Below are 23,126 nucleotides of genomic sequence, written 5' to 3'. Positions count from 1 at the left end.
CAAAAAAACTGCTGAAAACATAATCTGTGGAATATGGCATAAACTCCATAAAAGATTACTTAGACGCGGTTTGGGCGTAATGATTTTGTATCGTACGGGCATCGTTTTCCCCGACCAGATCGCGCAGGGTTTCGAAGTCACTCTTTGCGATCGCCTCGAAGGTGCCGAAATATTCGATCAGTTTATGAAGCTTTGCCTGTCCGATCCCCTGAACCGCGAGGAGTTTGGAGGCGTGGTCCTGTTTGACTTTGATTTTTTTGTGGAAGGTAATCGCGCTGCGGTGAGCTTCGTCCCGGAGCATCTGAACGAACTGGAGCCGTTTATCGGTCGTCTCGAGCCGGAACAGCCCCGAACGGGCATGGAGAATATCGCGGGCCGAACCTTTGGCGCGATGCGCCTTGGCGTCGATTTTTTCTTTGCTGATCGCGACGACGTCGAGATTCACCCCCTGCGATGCAAGCAGTTCTTCGGCCAGGCATCGGAGGGTCTCGCCGCCGTCGATCACCCAAAGATCGGGAGGGGGATTGGAAGCGAACCCTTCGATCCGTCGGGCGAGCATCTCGCGCATCTGGCCGTACTCGTCGCGCGCATGGAGGTGATACGTGCGGTAGCCGCTTTTGTCGAAACCCTCATCGGCGAAGACCACCATGGCTCCGACCGTCGCAGTCCCGCCGTGATGGGAATTGTCGAACACTTCGATTCGTCGCGGAGGAACCGTGAGGGCCAACAGTTCCCGGAGTTGATCGAGGAGCGCTTCTTTGGAAGGTTTGGGTGTCCGGAGCAATTCTCGGGCATTGGCGAGGGCCAGGTCGACCAGTTCTTTTTTGACCCCCCGTTTGGGGGTATCGAGAAGCGCTTTTTTCCCGAACAGTTCGCTGAGGTGTTCGGCGACCCATTCGGAAGATTCGAAAGGGTGGGCCGTGAGTATCGGGGCGATAACCGGGGGCTTTTCGGTACCGTAAAAACCGACCAGCGTCCGTTCATAGGCTTCATCGGCCGAAAAGTAGGGAGTGAGGTGGAAAAAATCGTGGGTCCCCGATACCACCCGCCCTTCCCGGACGAAAAGGCGGACGATGCATCCCCGGCTTTCGTCGGTTTCGATGGCGAAAACGTCATAGTTCTCCCGTGAGGCCAGATCGATCTGGGAGGTAAATTCGCTCCGGGCGATCCGTTCGCAGCGGTCTCGCAGCACGAGCGCCTCTTCAAAACGGAGGGCTTCGGCGTACAACGCCATCTTCTCTTCGAGCCGTTCGATCAGTAGCCGCTTGTCGCGGATCCATTCGATTCCCTGCTCGATCATCGGCAGGTAGTGTTCTCGCGGAACCGGGTATTCGCAGGGGCCCAGGCATTGGCCCATCTGGTAGAACAGGCACGCTTTTTTCCCTTTGACGCAGCTTTTTTTCTGGACCAGTTTGAGGAGTTCGTAGAGCGAATCGAGAATGTCGCGCCCCCCCGTCGAAAAAGGGCCGAAATAGCGGATCGATTTCCCTTTGATGATTTTCCGGGTCAGTTCGAAACGGGGGTAGGGATCGTCCAGGTCGACGTAAAGATAAGGATAGGTTTTATCGTCGCGCAGGAGGATGTTGTATTTGGGCTTGAGCTGTTTAATGAGGGAATTTTCGAGAATCAGAGCGTCGTGTTCGTTTTCGACGACGATGTAATGGAGCCCCGCCGTTTCAGAGAGCATCTTCTGAATGCGCAGCGAGAGTGTGGATTTCGGTGACAGTGCCGGGGTCAGGTTAAAATAGCTTTTGACCCGTTTGGCGAGGTTTTTGGCTTTGCCGATGTAGAGAATGCGCCCCGAAGCGTCGAGGTATTGATAGATTCCCGCCTGTGAAGGAAGGGAGCGGATTTGATCGATCATCGGCTATCTCTTAATCAGTTATTTATAGAAGCTATTATACCATCGTCGAAAGAAAAGATGCTGCCCGAATCGGCATCCGTAAGGGGATCCGGCGAGGGTCGCCCCGAATCACGAAAAGGGGATGTATGTCAAAAAGATTGATGGCGCTTGCGGCGTTGGCCGTATTCGCGGCGATATTGGGCGGATGCGGTTATAAAGCCCCGCCGTACTACGAGAAACCGTCCCCGAAAGAGGGTCCTTCCGTTGCGCTATGATGTCGTGATTATCGGATCGGGGGTTGCCGGGCTCTATACGGCCATCGGATTGCCCGAAACGCTCAGAGTCCTCGTTATCAACAAATCGTACCCTTGGGAGTGCAATACCTATTACGCCCAGGGGGGGGTGACGACCGCCTACGATGATGAGGATATCCCCTCTCATGTCGCCGATACCCTCGATGCGGGGGCCGGAATGTGCAACGTCGAAGCGGTACGGCTCATGAGCGGACATTCGCAAGAGGTGATCCGCGATCTGATCGAGCGCGGTTTTTTGTTTGACCGGGATGAGGAAGGGCATCTGCTCTACACCAAAGAGGCGGCCCACTCGCGCAGCCGTATTCTTCATGCGGGAGGGGACGCGACGGGCCGATACCTCCATTTTTTCCTGTTGCAGCAAAATCCCCATCCGATGCTCAGCGATGCGACCGTCGTCGATTTGTTGATCGAAAACGGCCGCTGTTGCGGCGTCGAAGTGGTCAGTGAAGGAAAACGGCGCCTTATCCGTGCCGACAACGTCGTGATCGCCAGCGGCGGGGTGGGGTCTTTGTACGAATTTCACACCAACGCTTCCACGATCAGCGGCGATTTACAGGGGATCTGTCTGGAAAAAGGGATCGCTCTGGAATCGATGGAGATGACGCAGTTCCATCCGACCGTTTTTGTGGCGAACAACTGGGCCAGAAAGCTGCTGCTGACCGAAGCGCTGCGCGGTGAAGGGGCCCACGTCGTGGACGAAAACGGCTACCGTTTTTTGTTCGAATACGACGCAAGAGGGGAACTGGCACCCCGGGACATCGTCAGCCGGGCGATTTTCGATTACCGCCAGCGTACCGGGAAACAGGCCTATCTTTCGTGCGAGCATTTCGAGAGTGAATATTTCAAAGAGCGCTTCCCCAATATTTACAAATCGCTCAACGACCTTGGATTTCATCTCCCCAAAGAGAGGGTCCCGATCTCTCCGGCGTTCCATTATGCCGTAGGGGGGATCAAAACCGACCTACACGGCTCCGTTCCGGGCATAGAAGGGCTGTATGCGGTAGGCGAGGCGGCCTCTACGGGAGTCCACGGCGCGAACCGTCTGGCGAGCAATTCGTTGCTGGAAGGGCTTGTGTTTGCCAAAGAGGCGGCAAAGACGATCCTCACAACAAAATCCCAAGGGTGCGGGGGGGCGTTCGAAACGGGAACCGAACCGCTGGAACTACCCGGGGACAAGGAGAAAAAAGACGCACTGCGCCGCGTGATGTGGGACCATGTCTCGATCGTCCGTACCCCAAAAGGGCTTCAGAACGCGTTGGAAGCGATTGAAGAGATGTTGCGAAGCGGCGTGGGAAGATTGTTGCGGCTGCGTCTTCTGACGGCGCGCTGCATCGTCCAATCGGCACAGAACCGGACCGAATCGATCGGAGTCCATTTTATTACACAAGGAGACAAAGAATGACAACTGCGGCTGCGGAACACACCGCGCTCAATTTCGTCGGCCATCCGTTCGGATGGCTGCTACTGGCTATTTTCGTGGTGGGATATTATTTTATCGCCGCGGAAGAGAAATACCATATCGACAAAGCCAAACCCGCCCTTTTTACCGGAACGCTGATGTTTGTGCTCATCGGTATTTATTACGCTGCGGTCGGGGCCGATTTTACCCCGTTTGAACACGAAATTGACCATCTGATCCTTGAGATCGCCGAAATCTTTTTCTTCCTGTTCGTCGCGATGACCTACATCGAGGCGCTGATCGAACGGGGCGTTTTCAGTGCGTTGCGCGCCAAGCTTATCGCGAAAGGGTACAGCTACCGCGAACTTTTCTGGATTACGGGGTTGCTGGCCTTTTTCATCTCTCCCGTCGCCGATAACCTCACGACGGCACTGATCCTTTCCACGGTGCTGCTCACCATCGACAACAAGACCAAAGAGTTTCTTGTCCCCGGGGCGATTAACGTGGTCGTCGCGGCGAATGCCGGCGGTGCGTGGAGCCCGTTTGGAGACATTACGACCCTGATGGTGTGGGCGGCGGAAAAAGGGGCATTCGTCGATTTCCTCTATCTTTTCCCCGCATCGTTTCTGGGTTGGTTCGTCACGGCGTATCTTTTGAGCCGCTATGTCCCCGATATCGATCCGCTGGGGGACGGAAATCCCGAAGAAGCGGCGAAAATCGAAATTCTCAAAGGGGGTAAAGTGATCATTGCGTTCGGCGCCCTGACGATTGCGCTCGCGGTGGCGGGCAAACAGCTGTTGCACCTTCCCCCTATGTGGGGGATGCTGTTCGGTTTGGCGATTTTGCAGCTGTACATGTATTTTCTCAAAAAGAAACACCATGTCGACGTCAGTATTTTTCAGGCAATGAGCAAAATCGAAAACAATACGCTCCTTTTCTTTTTCGGTATTTTGGCGGCAGTGGGAGCACTCCACTTTATCGGAGTTTTGGCGTATGCAGCGAAACTTTATGAAGTTTTCGACCCGACGCTCGTCAACATCGGCGTAGGATTCCTTTCGGCGATCGTCGATAACGTTCCCGTGATGTCGGCGGTGCTCAAAGCGAATCCGGCGATCGACCATGCGCAGTGGATGCTGGTGACGATGACCGCCGGAATCGGCGGATCGCTGATCAGTTTCGGAAGCGCTGCGGGTGTGGGCGTTATGGGGAAAATGCAGGGAATTTACACTTTTGCCGCCCATATCCGGCTTGCATGGACGGTCTTGATCGGATATTTCGTCTCGCTGGCGGTGTGGTATTACCAGTTTGTCGTGCTGGGTATTTATTAAGCCATATTCAAAATTAAACTACATTAGGGTACCCTTGCATTTAGCATTAGGGTACCTCCCCCTTCCCCACATTTCAATCTTAAAGGCTTTCCCGTGAAAGACGTTAGTATCATCGTTCTTGATTTCGGATCACAGTATACGCAACTGATTGCCCGCCGTCTGCGTGAAGACAAAATCTACTGCGAAGTTCTCCCTTACCGGACAAGCGCAGAAGCGATCAAAGCAAAAAATCCCAAAGGGATCATCCTCAGCGGCGGCCCTTCGTCGGTCTATAACAAAGACGCTTACGAAGTGGACCGGGAGGTCTACAAACTGGGAGTTCCCGTTCTGGGGATCTGTTACGGGATGCAGCGTATCGCCGTCGACTTCGGCGGTTCGGTTGTCCGCAGCGATCACCATGAATACGGCAAAGCGGAATTGTTTATCGACACGGAGAAAAAATCCCCCTTGTTCGACAACTGTGAGAACGAGCGGATCGTATGGATGAGCCATTCGGACAAAGTCGACGTCCTCCCCGAAGGGTTTACGCCCATCGCCCACTCTGCCAACTCGCCGTTTGCGGCAATCGCCGATGAATCGCGCCGTATCTACGCGATGCAGTATCATCCGGAAGTGAACCATTCCGAAGAAGGGTACCTGATGCTGCGCAATTTCGCCCGCAAAATCTGCGGCATCACCGAAAAATGGGATATGGGACATTTCCTTAAAGAACAGATCGTCAAAATCCGTGAACGGGTGGGAGACGGGAAAGTTCTGTGTGCCCTGAGCGGCGGGGTCGATTCTTCGGTTGTCGCGGCACTGCTGTACGAAGCGATCGGCGATCAGCTGATCCCGGTATTCGTCGACAACGGCGTCCTTCGCAAGGGGGAAAAAGAGTCGGTCGAAAATATTTTCAAAGTCCACCTCAAAGTCCCTCTCGTCGTTGCCGATGCGTCGGAGACTTTCCTCTCCAAGCTCGCCGGCGTCACCGACCCCGAGACCAAGCGTAAAATTATCGGACATACGTTTATTGAAGTGTTCGAAGCGGAAGCGAAAAAACACCAGGGAATCAAATTCCTCGCGCAGGGGACCCTTTATCCCGACGTCATCGAATCGATTTCTCCCAACGGCGCGTCGGTCACGATCAAAAGCCACCACAACGTCGGGGGGCTTCCCGACTGGATGGATTTCGAACTGATCGAGCCGTTGCGCGACCTGTTCAAAGACGAAGTGCGTAAACTGGGACTCGAACTGGGACTTCCCGAATCGCTTGTCTACCGCCATCCGTTCCCGGGGCCGGGTCTGGCGATCCGCATCATGGGAGAGGTGAACAAAGCCGATCTGGATATTCTCCGCGAAGCCGACGTTATTTTGCTCGACGAGCTCAAAGCCAGCGGTTACTATACCCGCACGTGGCAGGCTTTTGCCGTGCTGCTCAACGTGAAAAGCGTCGGGGTGATGGGGGATAACCGTACCTACGACAATACGGTCTGTGTCCGGGTCGTCGAAGCGGTTGACGGCATGACCGCGACGTTCGCGCACCTGCCGCACGACCTGCTCGAGCGGATCAGTCGCCGTATCATCAACGAAGTCGAAGGGATCAACCGCGTCGTCTACGACATCAGCTCCAAACCGCCCGCAACGATCGAGTGGGAATAAGGCGCCGTGCGCCCCGTATATCTTGTTTCCAAGACCCCTTATCCGGGGGTCGTCCATGTCCCCGTCCTTGCCATCCGTTTTTTAACCCCTCTCATCGATTTTTCCCGATACGACGGAATCGTATTTACCTCCAAGCAGGGGATAGAAGCACTGAAACGCTATGAGGCTGACTGGAAAGAGCTGTTGTGCGTCTGTGTCTCCGAACCGACGGCCGAGCATGCCCGGAATGCAGGTGCGGCCAACGTTTTTTCGGGAAACGGTTACGGTGAAAGCCTTCCCGATCTGCTGAGCCGTTTCGGAGCAGGGAAGCGCTGGCTTTACCTGCGTCCTGAAACGGTGGCATCTGACTGGGCTGAGCGTGCGAGAAATGAAAAAGGGATTTCGGTGGATGAAGCAATCGTGTACGAAACGATCTGCAATCCCGAAAGCGACGGAATCGAGATACCCGAAAATGCGGTATTGGTTTTCACCTCTCCCTCGTCGATTCGGTGTTATCTGGAGCGGTATGCGCTTTTGGATACCCACAGCGTTGTTGCGATCGGAATGACGACCGAAAAAGCGCTGCCGCAGGGGGTCGATGTCTGCTTGAGCGAGGAGACCAGCGTTGCCTCCGCCGTTAAGATGGCCTGTGAAATTGCCGGTTCGGGCAAAAAATAATCGTTTTTTAAAAGCGTATACGTTATAATCTTTTATTCTGGGCGCAGCGATCAATCGCATTTGAGGGTTCTACATTTCTATACAGTGGAACCGGTAGACGTCTTGGTGTGTCGGCGGTCTCGTTTGAGCCTACGGGCGAGAGATTGCCGCCGGATAGACGCTCGGTCCGCTTTATTTCGGCTTTGAGAACCAAAGCTACTGCGAAACGCCCGCCCGGGCTTTCCGTTTTCTTCTTCGACGTTTTTCTCCCCTTCACCGTTTTTCCGCCATAAATTTAAACCGCACATTGGGATTAAGAGGTTATAATCTCTTGCTTGTTTGATCTGAGAATCCGGTGCGAATTTCAGGTAAAACCAGCAAAATTTTTTTTCAAGGTGTAGTATGCGCGTAATGGTCATCGGTAGCGGCGGACGGGAGTTTGCCATCGGCAGAGTCCTGAAACAGGATCCTGCGGTTACGAAACTCTATTTTGCCCCGGGTAACGGCGCGACGCCGATGCTCGGCGAAAACGTATCGATCAAAGACTATGACGAACTGGCGCGGTTTGCCCTGGATAACGGCATCGATCTAACCATCGTCGGCCCCGAAGGGCCGCTGAGCGAGGGCGTGGTGGATGTATTCAAATCGAAGGGGCTGGTTATTTTCGGCCCCTCGAAAGCCGCGGCGCAGCTGGAAGGCTCCAAAGTCTACATGAAAAACTTTTTGGCCAAGAACAACATCCCGACCGCACGCTACATCGAAACCGATCACATCGGGGATGCTTTCAAATTCATCGAATCGCTGAGCGCGCCGATCGTCGTCAAAGCCGACGGGCTGTGCGCCGGAAAAGGGGTCATCATCGCGATGAGCCATGAGGAAGCGAAAGTCGCCGTGTCGGAGATGCTCAGCGGTAAAGCGTTCGGGGATGCGGGCAAGCGGGTCGTCGTCGAAGAATTCCTGGACGGTTACGAATTGTCGATGTTCGCGCTGTGCGACGGAAAGGATTTTATCCTTCTCCCCGCGGCGCAGGATCACAAACGCCTTTTGGACAACGACGAAGGGCCCAATACCGGAGGGATGGGAGCGTACGCCCCGACGCCGCTTGTGGACGAAGTGATTTACGAGAAGGTGAAAGAACGGATCATCCGTCCGACCCTCAAAGGGATGCAGGAAGAGGGGGCCCCTTTCGAAGGCGTTTTGTTTATCGGGCTGATGATCGTCAACGGCGAGCCGCTGACGCTGGAATTCAACGTTCGCTTCGGCGATCCCGAGTGTGAAATTCTGATGCCGCTGCTCAAAACACCGGCGAGCGAACTCTTTTACAAAGCGGCGACCAAGCAGCTCGATACCCTGAAAGTCGAATTCCACGACCGATATGCCGTCGGCGTCGTCATGGCCAGCCGCGATTATCCCTATACCAATTCCGAACCGGCCGAAATCATCGTGGATGAGATTCATCACGAGGAGATTGCCCAAAATACCCATATCGCGTATGCCGGAGTCAGTGCCGAGGACGGGAAACTCTACGCAACCGGAGGGCGGGTGCTGGTGTGCGTCGGTGTCGGTGAGAGCATTAAACAGGCCCGGGACCGCGCCTACATGCTGTGCGGGCAGGTCCATTACGCGGGGAAAAAACTCCGCACCGATATCGCCTACCAAGCGTTGCGCTGATGGACGAACAACTCGAAACGCTGCTGGAGCGCGAACGGCTCGAACCCGCCTCCCTGCGCAAGCGGGCTGCGGCGTTCGGGATCGATGAGATACTTTTGTCGGTATTGATGTTCGTCATTTTGTGGGATGCCATTTCCGCGGCCAAAACGGTCGAACAGATGATTGCCCTCACCAACAGTTTTCTCCTCGAGTTTATGGCGATCAAAATCGTCTACCACACGTTTTTTACGATGCAATACGGCGCGAGCCTGGGGAAAATCATCATGAAAATCCGTGTGATCGAACTGGCTACCCTGTCGAACCCGGGATTTTTGAGCGCGTTCAACCGGAGCGTTTTCCGCGTAGTGAGCGAAGTGCTTTTCTATCTGGGATTTTTGTGGGCGATGCTCGATCCCTACCGCCGTAGCTGGCATGACCGCACCGCGCGTACATTGGTGATCGATGCGTAAGTTCGGCTGGATCAGTTTGGTCGCATCGACGATACTTTTGGGTTCCGACCGGGTCGAGCTGGTCGGAACCCATGCCGACATGAATGGTTCGACCGCGTATGCGGGGGGAAACCCTGTGATGCTCTATCAAGACCAGATCATGAGCGCCGAAGAGATGTTTTACGACAAAAATACCACCGTCGTTGAAGCCAAGGGGTCGGTGAACGTTTTCAAGGCGAATCAGTACCACATCATCAGCGACTACGCCCGGTATAATCTTACGACCGACAAGCGCTATTCAAAGCCCTATTACATGCTCGATCAGGCGAGCGGCAACTGGCTGAGTACCGAAGAGGCCGAAGCGTGCGAAAACGAAATTGATCTCTCCAGCGGAGCGGTATCGGGATGTGAATCGACCGATCCGCTCTGGAAAATCCGCTTTAGCAGTGCGAATTACGACACCGAAGCGATGTGGCTGAACCTCTTTAACGCCCGCCTCGTCATCAACGACGTCCCCGTTTTTTATCTCCCCTATTTCGGGTATCCGACCGACCGGACCCGGCGCAGCGGTCTGCTGATCCCCAGTTTCGGATGGTCCAATTCCGAGGGGTTTTATTATCAGCAGCCGATCTACCTCGCCCCCCACAACTGGTGGGACCTGGAGCTTCGCCCCCAGATCCGTACTTCGCGCGGGGAGGGGATGTACGCCGATTTCCGTTTCGTCGACACCCTCTCTTCCCAGGGCTCCATTCGCGTCGGATATTTCAAAGAACAGGCCGCTTACGCCGAGAAACAGGACCTTGCGAACCAGAAACACTACGGATATGAAGTCGATTACATCCACAAAGCTCCGCTACGCGAATGGCTCGGCTTATCGCTTCCGGGAGAATCGGGATTGTACGTCGACGGCGCGTGGATGAACGACGTCGATTACCTGAACCTCCAAAAATCGGATCAGACGCAAAACGTCACCTCGAATCAGGTGATGTCGCGTATCAATGCCTACTACAACGGCGAAGATCATTATCTCGGTGCCTATTTCAAACATTACCAGTACCTGGACCTGGCCAACAACGACCGCACAATCCAGACGATTCCGACATTGCACTATCACCGTTATCTCCAGACGTTTATGGAAGACCACCTCCTCATCAACGGGGAGGCGACCGCAACGCACTATTACCGTCCCGACGGCAAACGGGCGATACAGGGCGATTTCAGCGTCCCGGTCGTATTGCAAACGGCGCTGTTCGATGAATACCTCGACGCCAGCTACACGATGAACGCCTCATCGCGGGTCATCAGTTTTTACGGCAACCCTTACAGTGACGATACCAACCGTTACGAACAGGGGCTCTACGCGCAGCTGGACCACACTTTCGCCCTCTCCTCGACGCTGGTGCGCCCGTACGAATCGTACGTTCACGCGATTACCCCGAGCGTGAGCTATACCGCCGCCGGAAGCCGCCGATACAGCGGTTATTACGAAACGTTTCATTCCAGCCAGCAATGTATTCCGGGGAATACGAATGCCGCGTGCGAATACTATACCCTCAACGAGCCCAGCGATACCCTCTCCCTGGGACTGAACAACTACCTTTTCGAAGACGGCAAACAGATTCTCGCCGACCGGCTGTCGCAGAATTTCCGTTTCGACGAAGCGGGCAGCTATTACGGGGAGCTGCAAAACGAGCTGGAGTGGCAGATCACCGAGGCGGTTTCGTTTTACAACCAGACCTCTTACCACCACGACCGCAACCGCATCACCAAAGAGCAAAATTCACTGCGCTATAATAACGGGGTTGTAAGTGCGGGAATCAACCACTACTACACCGACCAGCTCCTGAACAACCAGACGGTCTATTCGAGTTACTGGACGGCCGATGCGGCATACCAGTACAACCGTAATTACCGGATATTCGGATCGGTCGCCTACGATTACCGTGAGGATTTGATGAAAACAAGCGAAATCGGATTCCTCTATTCGCGGCGTTGTCTGGATTTCGGTCTGCGGCTGGTTCAGAACCGTCGGCCGATTCTCACCAACGCGAGTGCAAACGATTCGGTGAACGATTCGTATATCTTTATCACGATCGTCCTCAAACCGGTCGGGGGGTCTGAGTTCAACTATAAACTCAGCGGCAACTAATACAAAGAGGCAGCGTATGAAACTGGAAGCTAAAATCGGTCTTTTCGTTCTGATGGCGTTGGGGGCCTTGTTGTTCCTTTCGACGCAGGTGACGTCGTTTGGTACCTGGGGCGGTGAAACCTATCCCGCCAACGCCTACGTCGACGACGCATCGGGAATCGAGGAACATACGCACGTTCTGATGAACGGGGTCAAAATCGGCGAAATCAGCGACATAGCGATCGAAGGAAAGCGGGTCCGTCTCGAACTGGCCATCGACGAAGGGGTCAAAATTCCGCTCGACTCCTCAGTCATCGTCGCACAGGAGTCGTTGCTGGGGACGAAAGTGCTCAATATCGTCGTCGGTGATTCACCGCAGATGCTTGCAAGCGGGGGCACTCTGCCGCAGGCAAAACGTTATGCCTCGTTCGATCAGACCAGCGACTCGGTCAACGCCGCCGCCCGCGAGCTCGAACTGCTGATGCGTGATTTTCGCCAAACGCTGGATGATGAACACCGCAAAGCGATCCAGGAAGCGATCATCGCTTTTCGAAACGTCGGGGTCAACCTAGATGGCGTCATCGTCGAAAACCGCGAAGACCTGCACGCCGCGATCGCCAATTTCAGGGCGATGAGCGCCGGATTCGCCCAAAGCGCCGATACGGTAAACAAAGACCTGCCCGAAATCATGGCCCGGATCAATTCGCTGACGACGCGGATGGACAACATCAGCGGCGCGCTCGAGCACAAACTCCCCGAAGCGGTCGATAAATTCGTCAAAATCGAAGACAACGTCAGCGACATCCTGAGCGAAAACCGCTCGTCGCTCAAAACGGCTCTCACCTCCGCGGGGGACTTCTTCAAAAGCGGGGAGCAGGCGTTCGCGAAAGTCGATTCGATGCTCTCGAACTTTACGACCAGCGAGCTGCAGGTGGCGATGCATACCGATTACATGATGCGCGATCAGTACGGCAAGGTTTATCTGGGGGTAAACTACCTTCCCAATCCCGAAACGTACTACATGTTTGACCTGATCAGCACCGACGATTACTCGCAATACACGACAAACCCCCCGGGCAAACACAAAGAGAGCGAACTCTATTATTCGCTCCAGTACGGGAAACGTTTCGACAATCTCCTGCTCCGTTTCGGGGCGATCGAATCGACCGGGGGGATCGGGTTTGACTATTTTATGAACCACGACCGCCTGAAGTTTTCGGCCGAAGCGTTCGATTTCAATGCCGTCAACGACGTCCGCTCCGAGCGGGCGCATCTCAAAGCGCAATTGCGCTACCAGATGCTCAAGCATCTTGAACTCTACGGCGGATGGGACAATTTCCTCAACCCGCAATCGCAGAACCTCTTCCTGGGGCTTGGATTGCGCTTTATCGACAACGACATCAAATATACGTTCGGTGCCGCATCGATGGCACGGTAAACCCGGTTATGCAGCAGATCAAGTTTAAAAACCGCTCCGACGCGGCGGTCCAGCTCAAAGAGGTGCTGCCGCTTGATCGGATGAAAAACGAAGGATGGAGTCTTGTCGCGGTCTCTGCGGGGGGGCTTGTCATTGCCGACGCCCTCAATACCCGCCTGAAACTTCCCATCGACTATCTTCTCTCGGCATCGATCACCGCTCCCCAAAACGGCGAATGCGAACTCGCGCGGGTGAGCGAAACCGAAGAGATCGTAATCCTGCAGCCCCTGATCGAAGCGTTTGATATCCAGGTGGATTATATCTACGGCGAAGCGACGCGCAAACACGAAGAGAAAATCCTCAGTGCGATCTACCGATACCGTAAAGGGGAACATTTCGAGTCGATGAAAGGAAAAACGGTCCTGCTCATCGACGAGGGGAGCGAAACGGGACTCAAACTGATGTGCGCGATCAAAACCGCGTTTTCGCAAAAGGCCAAGGCGGTATATGTCGCCGCACCGGTGATCCCCTCGGAGGTGGTCGAAGCGCTCGACCCGATCGTGGACGCCGTTTTCTGCGTCCATGAGATTGACGATTACGTCGATACGCAATGCTATTATCAGGAATTCGACCCCGTCGAGGAAGAGACGATAGAGACAATTTTGGAGAAAAGAGATGAACTATAACGTAGAACTGGAACTGACGAACAAAACCGAATCATACGCATTCGGACAGGTAGCCAAGCAGGCAAACGGGGCCGCGTGGCTCAAATGCGGGAACACGGTGATCCTAGCGACCGTCGTCGTGGACGAAACCGATTTCGTGGACGAGGACTTTTTGCCGCTGACGGTGCAGTACATCGAAAAGAGTTACGCGGCCGGGAAATTTCCCGGCGGATTCATCAAACGAGAAACCAAACCCAGCGATTTTGAGACGCTGACGTCGCGGATCGTCGACCGTTCGCTCCGTCCGCTTTTTCCCAAAGGATTCGCCAACCCGATCCAGATCACGGTGATGGTTCTTAGTGCCGACAACGATGCCGATTTGCAGGTGCTTGCGCTGAATGCGGCGTCTGCGGCACTCTACGTATCGGACATCGACATCTTTACGTCGGTGACCGCGGTGCGGGCCGCCAAAATCGACGGCGAGATCGTGTTCAATCCGACGCGTGAAGAGATGGAGAACAGCACCCTGGATCTCTACCTCGCCGGAAGCCGGGATGATATGCTGATGATCGAGATGCAAAGCATCGGAAGCGATGAAGTTGAGGTTCTCGACGCACTGATGATCGATCCGATCATCGATTCGGCGGGAATGGCGCAGACGATGCCGGTGCGCCGTTCGAATGCGATGAGCGAAGATGAACTCATCACCGTTTTGGAGCGTGCCCAAGAGGAACTGAAAAAAGCGAACACGTCGTATGAATCGGCGTTCAAGCCTTTTGCGGCCGAACCGTTCGAGTTGCAGTGCGTCATCAGCGAAATCAACGCCGAAATGGCAGAGTACGTCCGCGCCACCCATACCGATGACCTGAAAAAAGGGATCAACCAGATGGCCAAAACGGAGCGGAGCACCGCGCTGCGCACGATCCGTAAAAATATCATGAAAGAGAAGCCCGAGTGGGACGAACACGAACTGAAAAAGGCGATCGAGTCGGTCAAACGCTCAATGGTACGCGCACAGATTCTGGATGAACGCGTCCGCGCTGACGGACGCGGGCTTGCCGAAGTTCGCCCCATCAGCATCGAAACGAATGTTCTCCCCGGAGCCCACGCTTCGGCACTCTTTACCAGAGGACAGACCCAGGCGCTCGTCGTCTTGACGCTCGGCGGCGCCAAAGACGCGCAGATGTTTGAAAACCTCACCGATAAAGGGACGCAGAACGAAACGTTCATGGTCCACTACAACTTCCCCGGATTCAGCGTCGGAGAACCTTCGCCGATCGGAGCCCCTCGCCGCCGGGAACTCGGGCACGGAAATCTCGCCAAACGGGCACTCGAGGGCTCCTGTGTCCAAAACGGCCAGACGGTGCGCCTCGTATCCGAAATCCTTGAGTCAAACGGTTCGTCATCGATGGCGACGGTGTGCGGCGGCTACATGGCACTTCGTGCGGGAGATCTGGAGATGGCCGATCCGATCGCGGGGGTCGCGATGGGAATGGTTTCTGAAGGGGAGAAATATGCGATTCTCACCGACATTATGGGCCTTGAAGACCATGACGGCGACCTTGATTTCAAAGTGGCGGGTTCCAAAGAGGGAATCACGGCGATGCAGATGGACATCAAACTCGGAGGGATACGTCTGGACGTCCTGCGCGAGGCGCTCTTTCAGGCTAAAGAGGCCCGTAGTCATATCATCGACATCATGTTGGCTTCCGAAGCGAAAATCGAGCTGAATGAAGGGACGCTCCCGAGTACCGACTTGTTCCATGTCGATCCGGGTTCGATCGCCGATATCATCGGTCAGGCAGGCAAAACGATCCGCGAGATCATCGAGCGCTTCGACGTCACGATCGATATCGACAAGAAAAAAGGTGCGGTGAAGCTGACCGGGAAAAACCGCGAAGGGCTGCGAGGAGCGCGCGATCACATCGAAGGGATCGCCAGCGGCGCGGTACAACCCGAAAAGGTGGAATATAAACTCGGTGACGTCGTCACCGGAAAAGTGAAAAAAATCGTCGATTTCGGGGCGTTTGTCGAATTACCCGGCGGTGTCGACGGGCTGATCCACATTTCCCGCCTCTCCGACGGCCACGTATCGCGGGTGAGCGACGTGGTCAAAGAGGGGGACGAGATCACGGTCGAAATCGTCGAATTCAAAGGAAACAAAATCGGGCTTGGGCGGGCTAAGTAATTTTTTAGCTGCACCGGATTATAATTCCATCCACGAAGCGATAAGTAGGGATACGTAATCCGAACGGGCTTTGAATAATTTACGGAGATCACTCATGAAAAAAGTTCTTTTTCTTATGATCGCTCTTGCCGCTGCAGCATTCGGTGCTGAAGAAGCAGTAGTGAACGAAACGCTTAAAGCATACTCGATGATCGCTGCGGGTGTCGGCCTTGGTCTGGCTGCACTCGGTGGTGCCATCGGTATGGGTAGCACTGCTGCCGCAACAATCGCCGGTACAGCTCGTAACCCTGGCCTCGGCGGCAAACTGATGACAACTATGTTCATCGCTCTTGCGATGATCGAAGCTCAGGTTATCTATACCCTGGTCATCGCTCTTATCGCTCTTTACGCGAACCCATACCTCGGGTAATTCCGGGTATGACCCTCGGTCAGCTTCGGCTGATCTTTTTTCTTTTTAACTGCGATCGTGGTGGAATTGGTAGACACGCTATCTTGAGGGGGTAGTGCCAACAGGTGTGCGAGTTCAAATCTCGCCGATCGCACCATTCTTTTTATTAAAAACTCCCTTTTAAATCCCCGGTTTTTCGATCCGATTTATCATTTCTACAATCTTTTTCCCTGTGCAAAAGCCCTGCAAAAACGTCATTTTTTTTCCTTTCGTTTCTGTACTCGTTCTTGTTTTTAGACTATAATGAGATTATTCAAACCGCAAGGAATAGAAGATGGCATACTTGACACAACTAAAACATTTGATTCAAAACGAGTTGATCCCCGACGTGGAAGAACACATTGACGATATCTTCGAATCGATCGCATCGCAAAAAGACGCGTCGCCTCAGGAACGGGCCCAGCTCGAAGACCTTCAGGCGCTCCGCGACGAGTATAAGGAGCTGCTCGGCGAGATCAACAGCGGGCAGCTTGACGAAGAGGAAGCCGAGCAGCTCTATACCGAGCTGACCTCAATGCGCGAAGGGGACGAAGACGAAGACGACTTGTACTACGATGAGGACGATTTCGACGACGAGGACGAGGACGATTACGACGAATTCGACCGCGACGAAGACGACGACCAGTATTGATGGCGAAATACGTCTTACTCGACACCGAAACGACGGGAGCGGGCGAAAACGACCGGATCATACAACTGGGATTCATGGTCCTTGAGGGGAAAAACGTAGAAGTTTACAACGACCTGTGTTCGAGCGAAGTCCCCATCGCGATACCGGCCATGGAAACGCACGGCATCACGCCCGAGATGATCGAAGGGCTTCCGACGTGTACGCAGACGGGGGCATTTCGTGTCCTCGAAGGTCTCAATGAACCCGAAAACGTCCTGATTATCCACAATGCCCCGTTTGATCTGGGGATGCTGGCAAAAGAAAATTTTACGTCGCGGATGCGGCTGATCGATACGCTGCGCTGCGCTAAGCATCTGTTTGATGATGAAGAAGCGCACCGTTTGCAATATTTCCGTTATCGGCTCGGGCTGTACAAAATCGAGCAGGCCGAAGCGCAGGCGCTGGGGATCGAGGTGAAGGCTCACGATGCGATCGGGGACGTGCTGGTATTGAAACTGTTTTTGAGCGAGCTGCGCAAGCGGCTTTCCGAACGCTTCGGCGAAGTCAATCCGATCGACAAACTCGTCGAGTTGACCCAGACCCCCGTTTTTTATTCCCGTCCGCTCAAATTCGGAAAATACAAAGGGAAAACCCTTAGCGAAATCGTTGAAAGCGACCGCGGCTATCTCTCCTGGATGCTGGGGAATATGGAAAGCCTCGACGAAGACATGCGCTACAGCATCAACGTCGTTTTGGGGAATGCCTAAAACGTCGTTTTGGTCGAGGTTTTAAGCTCGCTGAGGCGATACGCGGCATCCTGATTTCCCGAACGCATCGCTTTTTTCCACCATTCCATCGCTTTTTCTTCGCTTTGCTCGAGTCCTTCCCCGTAAAAATACATCATTCCGACGTACAGTTGCGCTTCGTCGTCGCGCTCGTATTGGGCCAGCGGGTATAGGATTTCGTATGCACGGGAAAATTCTCCGGCGTTGTAGGCGTTGATCCCCTCAATCAGTCGTTCCATCGTCAATCCTTTAAAAAGTTGCCGTTATTATAGCGGCCGGGCCTATTTTTAGGCTGATGGATTATAATGCCCGTATGGATTACACCGAGCTCTCCGGAAAATCGGTTTTATTGTTGGGAAAAACCCGTTCGCTGAGTGAAGAGGAGTTCACGCGGCTTCTCAGGCTTCACGGGATCGAGTGGGTACGCATGCCGGCTTTCGAGGTGGCGCTGGCGCTTGAGGGGAGGATGATGAACCCCTACGAGCAGGCGGAATCGGCACGGCTCTATGCGGAGGGGAACATAGCGGTCGAAGCACTCGAGCCCCTCGAAGCGTGGCTGTGCCGCTCAATCGAACCCAACCGCCTCCTGATGAGCCTTAAACTCTCAAAAGATCAGGAACGGCTGGTCGATTTTTTGGCAAATCCCTACATCACCGACGAGCTTTTTTTCAAGCTGCTCGGGCTCTACGACTGGCAAAACGAAGGGCTTTTCGACAACGACCGTAATCGGGACGTGACCGCTGCGATCATCGGACGTTTTTACGCCGATCCGGAGAAAAATCATAACGTCCAGTATGCCATGAGCGGGCTTGCCCATCTGATCGAGCGTTACGGCACGCACGAACTCATCGGCGCGGTTGCCGCACTTTCGCCGATCGCCAAAGAGCTCGACTTCCCCGTTGACCGCTCGGTTGCGGGCATTCTCGACGCGATGGCGCTTCACCCCCGCACCCCTTTGGACGTGTTGCGAAAACTCCTCCTTTCGCGTGCCGCCTTGCTCGCCAGACGCGAACCGCTGCTGCTGGAAACGGAGCTGATGGGAAGGGGGGACGTTGATGAGCTGCTTGCCCGGAACCCGACCCTTTCGGCGGAGGGGAGGGCGGTACTGATGGAACGTTTTCCCGATTGTATCGCGCGCAACGCCCTGCTGTCGGGGGAGCTGTTCGAAAAACTTCGCGGCGCGTTTGCCACCGAGCTTGCGGCAAACCCTTCGCTGGACGACGCGATGCAAGATACCCTCATGGACACGGACGATACGGCGGTTTTGCAATCACTGGCCGCGAATCCTTCGCTCGTGCTGCGGCACGCTGCGGCACTGATGGATGCGGGAAGATACGATGAATTTTTGGCGTCGAATCCTTCGTTGCCGGGAGGATTTCTCGAAAGACTTTACGGCTCGGACGATCCGAAGGTTCACGGCCATCTTGCCGCCAACCCCGCAACGCCGATCGAACTTCTGTATCAACTTTCCCTCGACCGCCGCTTCGAGAGGGCGGTCAAAACCAATCCCGCCTTCGGCAGGCACATACAAACCCACAACATAGGATGGCACTGATGCGAACCCTTGACGCTTTGACGACCATGCGTTCTTTGATCGGGGCGAAAATTCCCGCATTTTTATGGGGAGCACCGGGAATCGGCAAATCGTCGATCATCAAACAGATTGCCCGTGAGAGAGGGGTGGAATGCATCGATTTGCGTCTTTCCCTGCTCGATCCGACCGATCTCAAAGGGATTCCGTTTTACGAACGTGATTCCCACAGTGCGATGTGGGCGCCGCCGTCGTTTCTCCCCAGGGGCGGGGAGGGAATTTTGTTCCTGGATGAACTCAACTCGGCCGCCCCGGCGGTACAGGCTTCGGCCTACCAGCTGATCCTCGATCGCAAAGTCGGGGAATACACGCTTCCCGAAGGATGGGCCATAGTCGCTGCGGGAAACCGCGAAGGGGATCGCGGCGTCGTATACCGCCTCCCCAGCCCACTGGCGAACCGTTTCGTTCACGTCGAAATGGAAGTCAATGCGGCCGACTGGCGCGACTGGGCGTTGGGAGAGGGGATCGACGCGCGGGTGACGGCCTATATCGCTTTTAAAAACGAGGCGCTGTTCGGATTCGATCCCTTGCGCAACGAACGGAGTTTCCCTACACCCCGAAGCTGGGAGGCGGTGCATCGGATCTTATCGGCAAATCTGCCCCGTCCGCTTTGGCTCGATGCGATCGGCGGCGCGGTGGGACACGATGCCGCCGTCGATTTTCTGGGATTTGTGCAGGTGATGGATGCCCTGCCCGACATCGACGCGATCGTCGAGGGCGAAGATGCGGAGGCCCCGCAGGAGCTTTCGGCGTTGTATGCCCTCTCCTCGGCGCTGGTGGGACGGGTCCTCGCATCTCCTTCGGACAAAACCGTGTCGCACGTGCTGCGCTATACGCTGAAACTCAAAAATGAATTTGCCGTTCTCATCGTTCAGGACCTTCAGCGCCACGGCGTCGCGATGGAACATCTGGACGCTTTCGGGGAATGGGTCGAAGCGTACGCGTATCTGTTATGATCGATTTTTCTCCCCTCAAAGCGCGGCTGCTTCTCGAACACCCATTTTTCGGGACGATCGCCGCGGGCATGGAGAGCGTCGTGAATGACAATCTTGAAAGTTTCGCTTTTCGCGAGGGGCGGTTTGAATACCGTGCCGGCTACATCGAAGGATTGAACGATGCCCAGAAACTGTTCGCACTGAGCAACGCGGCGCTCCATGAAGCGCTTTCCCATACCTTTCGACGGGGAAACCGCAGCCCGTGGCTGTGGAATATGGCCTGCGATTACGCGATCAATGCACTCCTTGTCGACAACGGGTTCGAAGTTCCGCCGGCGGTGATGTACGATAAGCGTTTCGGAACGCTGAGTGCCGAAGAGATCTATGCGGAACTCGCTTTGGAATTTCTCGATCAGGAGCCCAGCGACCGCGACGCGGACGAGGGGAGGGAGGGGGAGAATGCCGATGAGAAGCTGTCCCGCGCCCAAAGAGAACGGCGGGTCCGCGAGGCGTTCGCCAAAAACGATCCGCTCAATAATGCCGTGATGCGGCTATTAGGAAAAGAGCGCGGGTGTTTGATCGACTGGCGCAGCGAACTGCGCGATGCGGTGGGCGGACATTACATCAGCGATTTTACGATCCTGCCTCCCAGCAAGAAACTCCTTTACGAAGGGATCTATCTTCCGGGTGCCCATTCCCGCCACCTGGATATTGCAATCGCGATCGACAGCTCCGGATCGGTCGATGAGGATTTACTGGCTCAGTTCATCGCCGAGATCGAATCGATCCTCGAACTTTTCGGTTCTTACAGCGTCGATTTGCTCGTATGCGACGATCGCATCCGCTCCCACGCGCGGTTTGAAAACGGCGAAAACATCGGTTACGTTTTGACCGGGGGAGGGGGGACCGATTTTCGGCCCGTGTTCGAGCGGATCGAAACGTGGCACGCTCAGCCCCGAACGCTGCTCTATTTTACCGATCTGGACGGGTCGTTTCCGGCGTATGAACCTCCCTATGAGACGTTGTGGATCGCCCCTGCGGAAGCGGATGTTCCTTTCGGGCGGGTGATCGTGTTGAAAGGATCTTATGATTGAATCGGCCTTGAACATTCTGGAACGCTCCAACCTCTTTATTACCGGTGGGGCGGGATCGGGGAAAACTACCCTGACGCTGGCGGTGATCGATGCGTACCAAAGAGAGGGCAAAAGCGTTGCCCGTCTTGCTTCAACGGGGATGGCGGCGACGTTGATCGGTGGGCAGACGCTGCACAGTTTTTTCGATCTCGGGATCGCAAATTCGCTGGAGGAACTCGAACGGAACGGGAAAATCGAACCTTCGAAAAAAATCCTTAAACTGATCCGATCCATGCAACTCATCGTGATTGATGAGATTTCGATGGTGGGTGCGCCGCTGCTGGATATGATCCGTTTGCGGTTATTGCAGGCGGAGTTTAACGGTCGGGTCATCGTAGTGGGGGACTTTTTGCAGCTTCCCCCCGTGACGCGGGGAAATGATCCGATCTATTTTGCCTTTGAATCTCCCTCATGGGAGCGGCTCGGATTGGTGACGCTCCATTTGGAGGGGTCTTATCGTACCCACGAGGCGGAGTTTCTTGGCCTGCTGGAGAAAGTGCGTCATGCCCGTCTCGATGAAGAGGCACATCATGCCCTCGAAGCGTTGGTTAAACCGTTAAACAGTGATATGTCGACGATGACGTTGCTGTTTGGGAAAAACATCAGCGCCCAAAACCATAACCGTTCCCAGTTGGATCACCTGCACGGCGAGATTATCGAGGTGGAGACCTATGTCACGATCCACGACAAAAAGATGCAGGATCGGGATGTCGAGCGCTTTATGATCGAGAGCCGGATCGAGCCGATTTTGGCGTTCAAAGTGGGTGCCCCGATCCTCTTTACCCGCAATGCGTGGAACTACTATAACGGCGAGCGGGGACGGATCACCTCGATGGATGATGAGGTGATTTGGGTTAAAAAAGCCGATGGGATCAGTGTGAAAGTGGAGCGGGTCGATACCACTAAAACCCGTTGGGTGGAAAAAGGGAGTACGGCGAGCGAAGAGAAACTCATCACCCTCAGCCAGTTCCCTCTTACGTTGGCGTTTGCGATCACGATCCATAAATCGCAGGGGATGAGTTTGGCCGATTACGTCATCGAGACCAACGAGATCTTCGCCCCTTCGCAGTTTTACGTCGCCCTTTCGCGTTCCGTATCAGCGCACCGGGTGACATTGATCCGTCCGAATCGGGGGTGGGAAAAACTCTGTTTTGTCCATCCGAAGGCGCAAAGATTCAGCGAGGGGCTGTAAACGCCGCTCCGATAATGGCGCGGTACGAAAACAGCGTAGCGAACAACGCCGAGAGGAGCGCCACGGCGACCATCATGTACATGACGGCAAGCTGATACGAGACCGCTTCAAGCGGATCGGCCCCGGCGAGGAGCATCCCCGTCGTAATCCCGGGGATATGGATGATTCCGACCGTTTGAAGCATGTTGATCGTCGGTATCATCGATGCTTTGACCGATGCTTTGGAAGCAAAAGAGAGCGCCTCTTTGAGTGGGGCACCCAGTGCCACCATCCCCTCGATCGTCTCGATCGTGTTTTTTACCTCGGCGCGAAACCGCTCGGTACTTTGGGTGTAGACGTTGAGGGCGTTGCCGATGATCATCCCGCCGATGGGGATCATCTCGTGCGGTACCATGTGGATCACCCCGAACGCCGTCATCGAGAGAAATACGATCCCCGAAGAGGCGCCGAGGGTGAAAAAAGCGATTTTAAAACTCTCCTCTCCCAGAGGCGAACGTTTTTTCGCCGTGAAGGCGCCGAAGGTGACCATTCCGAGCAGGACAAAAAACAGCACAGACGGATGCTCGATTTTAAAGAGGTAGACGAGCCCGTACCCCAGCAGACCCAGCTGCACCATCGCAAGAATCGAGTTGGTCAGGATCGTTTTTTCCAAACCGAAGTTTTCACGGCGCGAATACCAGAGGGCAAAGATGATAAGTAAATATGAGGCTAAAAAAGAGTATTGCATAAAGAAAGGATAGAGAGTTTTGGATTAAAAGAGACTTCTCCCCGCAAGGG

General features: G+C 54.7%; 21 protein-coding genes and 1 tRNA gene. 19 read left to right on the top strand and 3 right to left on the bottom strand.

Features of this window, described 5'->3' with window-relative positions:
* Window positions 1-55: 55 nt before the first annotated feature.
* The gene (gene uvrC, locus AB1763_01785; protein MEW5831553.1) at window positions 56-1,864 is read right to left on the bottom strand and encodes an excinuclease ABC subunit UvrC; all 1,809 of its coding nucleotides are present in this window, start codon (window positions 1,862-1,864) and stop codon (window positions 56-58) included.
* 125 nt (window positions 1,865-1,989) lie between these two features.
* Between uvrC and AB1763_01780 the strand changes: the two genes are divergently transcribed.
* The 15 genes from AB1763_01780 to AB1763_01710 all read left to right on the top strand — a co-directional run bounded on the left by AB1763_01780 (window position 1,990) and on the right by AB1763_01710 (window position 17,480).
* The gene (locus AB1763_01780; protein ID MEW5831552.1) at window positions 1,990-2,118 is read left to right on the top strand and encodes a hypothetical protein; all 129 of its coding nucleotides are present in this window, start codon (window positions 1,990-1,992) and stop codon (window positions 2,116-2,118) included.
* A complete protein-coding gene (gene nadB / locus AB1763_01775; protein MEW5831551.1) occupies window positions 2,108-3,559 on the top strand; it encodes an L-aspartate oxidase in 1,452 nt (483 codons plus the stop codon). The genes AB1763_01780 and nadB overlap by 11 nt, the downstream gene beginning before the upstream one ends.
* Window positions 3,556-4,884, top strand: a complete 1,329-nt coding sequence (gene nhaD / locus AB1763_01770) for a sodium:proton antiporter NhaD (protein ID MEW5831550.1) — start codon at window positions 3,556-3,558, stop codon at window positions 4,882-4,884. Before nadB ends, nhaD begins: the two co-directional genes overlap by 4 nt.
* 93 nt (window positions 4,885-4,977) lie before the next feature.
* A complete protein-coding gene (guaA, locus tag AB1763_01765; protein ID MEW5831549.1) occupies window positions 4,978-6,522 on the top strand; it encodes a glutamine-hydrolyzing GMP synthase in 1,545 nt (514 codons plus the stop codon).
* A gap of 6 nt (window positions 6,523-6,528) precedes the next feature.
* Window positions 6,529-7,179 carry a uroporphyrinogen-III synthase gene (locus AB1763_01760; GenBank protein MEW5831548.1) on the top strand — a complete coding sequence of 217 codons (651 nt, stop codon included), beginning with the start codon at window positions 6,529-6,531 and terminating at the stop codon, window positions 7,177-7,179.
* Window positions 7,180-7,560: 381 nt separating this feature from the next.
* On the top strand, window positions 7,561-8,829 hold the full coding sequence (purD, locus tag AB1763_01755) for a phosphoribosylamine--glycine ligase (protein MEW5831547.1): 1,269 nt from the start codon (window positions 7,561-7,563) through the stop codon (window positions 8,827-8,829).
* Window positions 8,829-9,278, top strand: coding sequence for an RDD family protein (locus AB1763_01750; protein ID MEW5831546.1), 450 nt, complete (start codon window positions 8,829-8,831; stop codon window positions 9,276-9,278). Before purD ends, AB1763_01750 begins: the two co-directional genes overlap by 1 nt.
* Window positions 9,271-11,406, top strand: a complete 2,136-nt coding sequence (gene lptD / locus AB1763_01745) for an LPS assembly protein LptD (protein MEW5831545.1) — start codon at window positions 9,271-9,273, stop codon at window positions 11,404-11,406. Before AB1763_01750 ends, lptD begins: the two co-directional genes overlap by 8 nt.
* Before the next feature lie 16 nt (window positions 11,407-11,422).
* The gene (locus tag AB1763_01740; GenBank protein ID MEW5831544.1) at window positions 11,423-12,823 is read left to right on the top strand and encodes an MlaD family protein; all 1,401 of its coding nucleotides are present in this window, start codon (window positions 11,423-11,425) and stop codon (window positions 12,821-12,823) included.
* Between the two features lie 8 nt (window positions 12,824-12,831).
* Window positions 12,832-13,488: a phosphoribosyltransferase gene (locus tag AB1763_01735; protein ID MEW5831543.1), complete on the top strand. Its 657-nt coding sequence runs from the start codon at window positions 12,832-12,834 to the stop codon at window positions 13,486-13,488.
* Window positions 13,478-15,655: a polyribonucleotide nucleotidyltransferase gene (locus AB1763_01730; GenBank protein MEW5831542.1), complete on the top strand. Its 2,178-nt coding sequence runs from the start codon at window positions 13,478-13,480 to the stop codon at window positions 15,653-15,655. Before AB1763_01735 ends, AB1763_01730 begins: the two co-directional genes overlap by 11 nt.
* Before the next feature lie 94 nt (window positions 15,656-15,749).
* Window positions 15,750-16,064, top strand: coding sequence for a F0F1 ATP synthase subunit C (locus AB1763_01725; protein MEW5831541.1), 315 nt, complete (start codon window positions 15,750-15,752; stop codon window positions 16,062-16,064).
* A 51-nt stretch (window positions 16,065-16,115) separates the two neighbouring features.
* Window positions 16,116-16,200, top strand: a tRNA-Leu gene (locus AB1763_01720).
* 177 nt (window positions 16,201-16,377) lie between these two features.
* Complete coding sequence (locus AB1763_01715) at window positions 16,378-16,734, top strand: hypothetical protein (protein ID MEW5831540.1); 357 nt, start codon at window positions 16,378-16,380, stop codon at window positions 16,732-16,734.
* Window positions 16,734-17,480, top strand: coding sequence for a 3'-5' exonuclease (locus tag AB1763_01710; protein ID MEW5831539.1), 747 nt, complete (start codon window positions 16,734-16,736; stop codon window positions 17,478-17,480). The genes AB1763_01715 and AB1763_01710 overlap by 1 nt, the downstream gene beginning before the upstream one ends.
* On the opposite strand, the gene AB1763_01705 is transcribed toward AB1763_01710, so the two are convergent.
* Window positions 17,477-17,737, bottom strand: coding sequence for a hypothetical protein (locus AB1763_01705; GenBank protein ID MEW5831538.1), 261 nt, complete (start codon window positions 17,735-17,737; stop codon window positions 17,477-17,479). The two genes, AB1763_01710 and AB1763_01705, sit on opposite strands and share 4 nt — an antisense overlap.
* Before the next feature lie 74 nt (window positions 17,738-17,811).
* On the opposite strand from AB1763_01705, the gene AB1763_01700 reads away from it, so the two are divergent.
* Genes AB1763_01700 through AB1763_01685 form a run of 4 tightly spaced genes read left to right on the top strand, consistent with a single transcriptional unit; the run spans window position 17,812 to window position 22,349 of the window.
* The gene (locus tag AB1763_01700; protein ID MEW5831537.1) at window positions 17,812-19,053 is read left to right on the top strand and encodes a hypothetical protein; all 1,242 of its coding nucleotides are present in this window, start codon (window positions 17,812-17,814) and stop codon (window positions 19,051-19,053) included.
* Entirely contained in the window at window positions 19,053-20,045 is a 993-nt protein-coding gene (locus AB1763_01695; protein MEW5831536.1) for a MoxR family ATPase, read from the top strand. Before AB1763_01700 ends, AB1763_01695 begins: the two co-directional genes overlap by 1 nt.
* The gene (locus tag AB1763_01690; GenBank protein ID MEW5831535.1) at window positions 20,042-21,118 is read left to right on the top strand and encodes a VWA-like domain-containing protein; all 1,077 of its coding nucleotides are present in this window, start codon (window positions 20,042-20,044) and stop codon (window positions 21,116-21,118) included. Before AB1763_01695 ends, AB1763_01690 begins: the two co-directional genes overlap by 4 nt.
* The gene (locus tag AB1763_01685; protein ID MEW5831534.1) at window positions 21,111-22,349 is read left to right on the top strand and encodes an AAA family ATPase; all 1,239 of its coding nucleotides are present in this window, start codon (window positions 21,111-21,113) and stop codon (window positions 22,347-22,349) included. Before AB1763_01690 ends, AB1763_01685 begins: the two co-directional genes overlap by 8 nt.
* Here AB1763_01685 and fetB read toward each other — a convergent pair.
* Window positions 22,333-23,076 carry an iron export ABC transporter permease subunit FetB gene (gene fetB, locus AB1763_01680; GenBank protein MEW5831533.1) on the bottom strand — a complete coding sequence of 248 codons (744 nt, stop codon included), beginning with the start codon at window positions 23,074-23,076 and terminating at the stop codon, window positions 22,333-22,335. The genes AB1763_01685 and fetB overlap by 17 nt on opposite strands.
* Window positions 23,077-23,126 lie beyond the last annotated feature (50 nt).

The organism is Campylobacterota bacterium (genome assembly GCA_040752835.1).
Taxonomy (GTDB): Bacteria; Campylobacterota; Campylobacteria; order Campylobacterales; family Sulfurimonadaceae; genus Sulfuricurvum.
The sequence above is the reverse complement of the archived record's forward strand: the minus strand, read 5'-3'. Positions and strand labels throughout refer to the sequence as shown.